Consider the following 5,017-nt stretch of genomic DNA (forward strand, 5'->3'; position numbering starts at 1 on the left):
CTGGCCGACGGCCTGCCCGAGAGCGGCCCCGAGCCGCGCGAGGCCGATCCGGCGCCGGACGAGGGGCGCGAGCGGGAGCCGCGGGCCTGAGATGCTGAGCTTCGACGGCCTCGTCGCGGTCTGCGTCCTCTACGTGGCGGGGCTGTTCGGCGTGGCCTTCCTCGCCGAGAAACGCGCGATGGAGGGCAAGGCGCGCTGGCTGAACTCGCCCATCACCTACACGCTCAGCCTGTCGATCTACACCACGGCCTGGACGTTCTACGGGGCGGTGGGCTCGGCGGCGCGCTCGGGGCTCGAGTTCCTGACGATCTATCTCGGGCCCACGCTCGTCTTCATCGGCTGGTTCTGGCTCCTGCGGAAGATGGTGCGGATCGGGCGGGCGCAGCGGATCACCTCCATCGCCGACATGATCTCGAGCCGCTACGGCAAGTCGGGCGGCCTCGCGGCGCTGGTGACGGTGCTCATGGTCATCGGGGCCACGCCCTACATCGCGCTCCAGCTCCAGTCGGTCGTGCTCAGCTTCTCGGTCTTCGCCCGGCCCGGAGCGCTCGGCGCGCCCGACGCCGAGCAGACGGCGGTGTGGGTCGCGGCGGGCCTCGCGCTCTTCACCATCGTCTTCGGCACGCGCTCGCTCGACGTGAACGAGCGGCACCCGGGCCTCGTCTCGGCCATCGCCGTCGAGGCCATCGTGAAGCTCTTCGCGCTCCTCGCGGTGGGCATCTTCGTCGTCTGGGGCGTGGCGGACGGCCCGGCCGACATGATCGCCCGCATCGAGGCGAGCCCGGTTGCGAGCGCCGAATGGAACGGGGCGCGCTGGCTCGGGCTCACCGCGCTCTCGGCCTTCGCGATCCTCTGCCTGCCGCGCATGTTCCAGGTCCTCGTCGTCGAGAACTCGGACGAGCGGCACCTCGCCACGGCGGGCTGGGCCTTTCCGCTCTACATGCTGCTCATCAGCCTCTTCGTCGTGCCCATCGCGGTCGTCGGGCTGAGCCTGCCGGGGGCGGGGCCGAACCCGGACCTCTTCGTCCTGACGGTGCCCCTGAGCCTCGGCCAGGAGGCGCTCGGCCTGCTCGTCTTTCTCGGCGGCTTCTCGGCGGCGACCTCGATGGTGATCGTGGCGGCGCTGGCGCTCTCCACGATGGTCTCGAACCACATCCTCGTGCCCCTCTGGCTCCGGGCGACGCGGCACGAGGACCCGATGTCGGGCGACATGCGGCGCGTGGCGCTGATGGCCCGCCGCCTGTCGATCGGCGGCGTCCTCTTTCTCGGCCTCGGCTACTACCGCCTGTCGGGGGGCGCGGAGGCGCTGGCGGCCATCGGTCTCATCGCCTTCCTCGGCGTGTCGCAGATCCTGCCCGCGCTGCTCGGCGGCATCCTCTGGCGGGGCGCGACGCGCACCGGCGCGGCGCTCGGCATCGGGACGGGCTTCCTGATCTGGGCCTGGCTCCTCCTGCTGCCGAACATCGCCGAGACGGGCGGGCTGATGCCCTCGATCCTCGAGGCCGGGCCCTTCGGCCTTTCGTGGCTGAGCCCCGCGACGCCGCTGGGCCTGCAGGCGACCGACCCGCTGCTGACGGCGATGATCCTGTCGCTCGGGCTCAACACGCTGATGTTCATCACGGGGTCGCTCTTCTCGTTCCCGAGCCCGCTCGAGCGGCTGCAGGGCGCGCAGTTCGTCAACGTCTACGACCATTCCCGCGCGCTTCTGGGCTGGCGCGGGGCGGCGGGGACGGCGGACGACCTGCTGACCATGGCGCAGCGCATCCTCGGCGCGGGCCGCGCCGGGCGCCTCTTCCAGGAGGCCGCGCGGCGGCAGGGGCGGGAGGGCGCGCTGCCCGAGCCCACGCCCGACTTCCTCGAGCGGCTGGAGCGCGAGCTGGCCGGGTCGGTGGGCGCGGCGACGGCACACGCGATGGTGGCCCAGATCACCGGGGGCGCCAGCGTGTCGGTCCGCGACCTCCTCGCCGTGGCCGACGAGACGGCGCAGATCATGGAGTATTCCAGCCAGCTCGAGGCCAAGTCCGCCGAGCTCGCCCGCACCGCCGCCCGCCTGCGCGAGGCCAACCAGAAGCTGACCGAGCTGTCGGTCCAGAAGGACGCCTTCCTCAGCCAGATCAGCCACGAGCTCCGCACGCCGATGACCTCGATCCGCTCCTTCTCGGAGATCCTGATGCAGTCGGACGCGCTGGACGACGCGGGGCGCGCGCGCTTCAGCCGGATCATCCACGACGAGAGCCTGCGGCTCACGCGGCTGCTCGACGACCTGCTCGATCTCAGCGTGCTCGAGAACGGCCGCGTGTCGCTGAACGAGGCGCCCGCGCGCCTGTCGGAGGTGCTCGACCGCGCCACCTATGCGGCCGGCGCGCTGGAGGAGGGGGGGCGCGTCGCGATCCTGCGCGACCGTCAGGCCGAGGATGTCGTGCTCCTGACAGACGCGGACCGCCTCGCGCAGGTCTTCATCAACCTCATCTCCAACGCGCAGAAGTACTGCGACGCCGAGGCGCCCGAACTGCGCATCGAGGTGAGCCGCGCGGGCGACGCGGTCGACATCCTCTTTTCCGACAACGGCCGGGGCATCCCCGCGCGCCAGCAGGCGCTGATCTTCGAGAAGTTCGCCCGCCTCGACACCGCGCGCGGCGTTCCGGGCGCGGGCCTCGGCCTCGCCATCAGCCGCGAGATCATGGCGCGCCTCGGAGGGAGCCTCAGCTACGAGCCGGGCAGGCGGGGGACGCGGTTCCGCGTGCGCCTGCCGATGCGCGCGCTGCGCGCCGCCTGAGCGCCGCGGTTGAGACAGTGTTAACCCCGCTCGTGGCAGAACGGGGAGACAAGGATCGAGGCCGACCGCACCCGTAGCATGACCGAAGAACCGGACCCAGCGACCTCTGCCGGGCGGGGCGTCATCGCCCGTGTCGTCGCCGCGCACCGGCGCGGCGCGGAGGCGGCGCGCGACCGGGCGCCGGTGCTCGGCCGCGCCTGGGGCAGGGCGCTCCGTCACGCGGCCGTGCCCTTCCGCGGCCTCGAACTGGCGCTGGGCGAGACGACGGTACGCGAAGGCGCCAGCCTCTCCGACGCGGCGGAGGCGCTGCCCGAGCACGGTCTCGTCGTCGTGCTCGAGGATCGCGACGGCAAGCGGGGGATCTTCGCGCTGTCCCACGGGGCGGTCGATGCGCTGATCGAGGTGCAGACCACGGGGCGGGTCGAGGCGACCGCGCTGCCGCCGCGCCCCTCGACCCGCATCGACGAGGCGCTCACCCGCGACTTCATCGACATCACGCTCGCCGCCTTCGCCCGCGAGACCGACACGATCGGCGACCGGGACTGGGCCGACAGGCTCGGCTACGGCAGCCCGATCGCGGACCGGCGGCAGCTCAACCTGCTCCTGCCCGAACATGGATACCACGTCCTCACCGCCGCCCTGCGGTTCGGGGGCGAGCGGGGGGGTAGCGCGCTGATCGCCGTGCCGCGCACGGGCCGCGCGCCCGGAGGCGGCACGGAGCCCACGGAACAGCCGGAGACGTGGCGCAGCGGCCTCGAGGCCGCGCTGGGCGAGGTGGAACTGGACCTCGACGCGGTCCTCCTGCGGGTGAAGCGTCCGCTCGGCGAGGTCGAGCGGCTGGAGCCCGGCTACCTCATCCGCTTCGATCCGGGCGCCCTCGCCTCGGTCGCGCTCGAGACCCCGTCGGGGCGGCGCGTGGTCACGGGGCGGCTCGGGCAGGTCGGCGGGCGGCGCGCACTGCGCCTTTCCGACGGGTCCGGCGCCGCCGATGCGCGCCCTGCGCCCTCCGCCGCCCCGGCACCGCTCCCCCCGGCGGGTTACCCTGACGCCGGTTTCCCGGCGTCCGGCTTTCCCGCGGCCGGCCTTTACGCCCGGGGCTTTCCGGCGCCCGGATTTCCCGCCCCCGGCCTACCCGAGGACGAGCCCTGGTCGCCGCAACCCGCCGCGATGCCCGGGCCCGCCGCCCTGCCCGAGCCGGGCGCCCCGCCGCCCTGGGAGATGCCGGAGATGGGCTTCGGTCCCGCGGGCGATGCGGACGTCCCCCTCGGCCTCGACCCATCCGGCCTCCCCGGCACCTGATCGCCGCGCCATTGCATTCGCCCGAAGGCCGCGCCACCTTGCGCTCGGGCCGCACCGCGGGGTGGCCGAGGGCAAGGGGAGACAGGCCGATGGGTGCGGGCGATTTCCGGGCGAAGGCGTTGGCGGGCGAGCCGCTGGCCGGAACCTTCATGAAGACCCCCGCGGTCGAGATCCTCGAGGTGCTGATCCTCGCGGGCCTCGATTTCGTCTGCCTCGACGCCGAGCATGCGCCCTTCGACCGCGCCGCGCTCAACGTGCTCTGCGCGCTGGCGCGGGCCGCGGACTTCCCCGTGCTGGTCCGCGTGCCCTCCGGCAGCGCCGAGCAGATCGGCATGGCGCTCGACGCGGGCGCGGACGGGATCGTCGTGCCCCATGTCATCGACGCCGCCACCGCCGCGCGGGTGGCGCGCGCCGCGCGCTTCGGCGCGGGCGGTCGCGGCTATGCCGGCTCGACCCGCTGGGCGGGCTACGGCACCGGGACCATGCCCGAGCTGCTCGCCGCCTCCCGCGAGGGAACCCTCGTCGTCGCCCAGATCGAGGACCCCGAGGCCGTCGAGGCGGTGGAGGAGATCGCCGCCACACGCGGCATCGACGCGCTGTTCCTCGGGCCCGCGGACCTGACGGTGGGCTATGGCCACCAGACCCAGGACAATCCCGACCTCGAGCGGGCGCTCGCGCGGGTCGGCGCCGCGGCGCGGGCCGCGGGCCGCGCCTACATGACCTTCGTTGCCGATGCCGAGCGCGCCCGCGCGCTCCATGCCGCGCACGGGGTCACCTGCTTCTTCATCGCCTCCGAACACGCCTGGATGCTGCAGGGCGCCCGGCGCGCCGTGGCCGGGATCCGCGAGATCGGCTGATCTGCCGCGGATTGACCACAATCGTTTCCAAATTCCGACCAGATCCCGAGGGATGCTGCGCCTGTAATCGTGTCCCCGGCAGAAC

3 protein-coding genes are annotated in these 5,017 nt (G+C 73.5%); all 3 read left to right on the forward strand.

Translation table 11 applies throughout. The features are described from left to right. Window positions 1–91: 91 nt before the first annotated feature. The 3 genes from ACTS11_RS04425 to ACTS11_RS04435 all read left to right on the forward strand — a co-directional run bounded on the left by ACTS11_RS04425 (window position 92) and on the right by ACTS11_RS04435 (window position 4,932). On the forward strand, window positions 92–2,776 hold the full coding sequence (locus tag ACTS11_RS04425; RefSeq protein ID WP_442639134.1) for an ATP-binding protein: 2,685 nt from the start codon (window positions 92–94) through the stop codon (window positions 2,774–2,776). A gap of 78 nt (window positions 2,777–2,854) precedes the next feature. Beyond that, on the forward strand, window positions 2,855–4,075 hold the full coding sequence (locus tag ACTS11_RS04430) for a FliM/FliN family flagellar motor switch protein (protein WP_442639135.1): 1,221 nt from the start codon (window positions 2,855–2,857) through the stop codon (window positions 4,073–4,075). Window positions 4,076–4,164: 89 nt separating this feature from the next. Continuing rightward, on the forward strand, window positions 4,165–4,932 hold the full coding sequence (locus ACTS11_RS04435) for an HpcH/HpaI aldolase family protein (RefSeq protein ID WP_442639136.1): 768 nt from the start codon (window positions 4,165–4,167) through the stop codon (window positions 4,930–4,932). Window positions 4,933–5,017: the final 85 nt, after the last annotated feature.

The organism is Roseicyclus sp. (genome assembly GCF_052168335.1).
Classification (GTDB): domain Bacteria; phylum Pseudomonadota; class Alphaproteobacteria; order Rhodobacterales; family Rhodobacteraceae; genus Roseibacterium.

Excerpts from the sequence above, each read along its gene's own strand:
- ACTS11_RS04430 (WP_442639135.1), top strand. The coding sequence starts at position 2,855 with ATGACCGAAGAACCGGACCCAGCGACCTCTGCCGGGCGGGGCGTCATC.
- ACTS11_RS04435 (WP_442639136.1), top strand. The coding sequence starts at position 4,165 with ATGGGTGCGGGCGATTTCCGGGCGAAGGCGTTGGCGGGCGAGCCGCTG.
- ACTS11_RS04425 (WP_442639134.1), top strand. The coding sequence starts at position 92 with ATGCTGAGCTTCGACGGCCTCGTCGCGGTCTGCGTCCTCTACGTGGCG.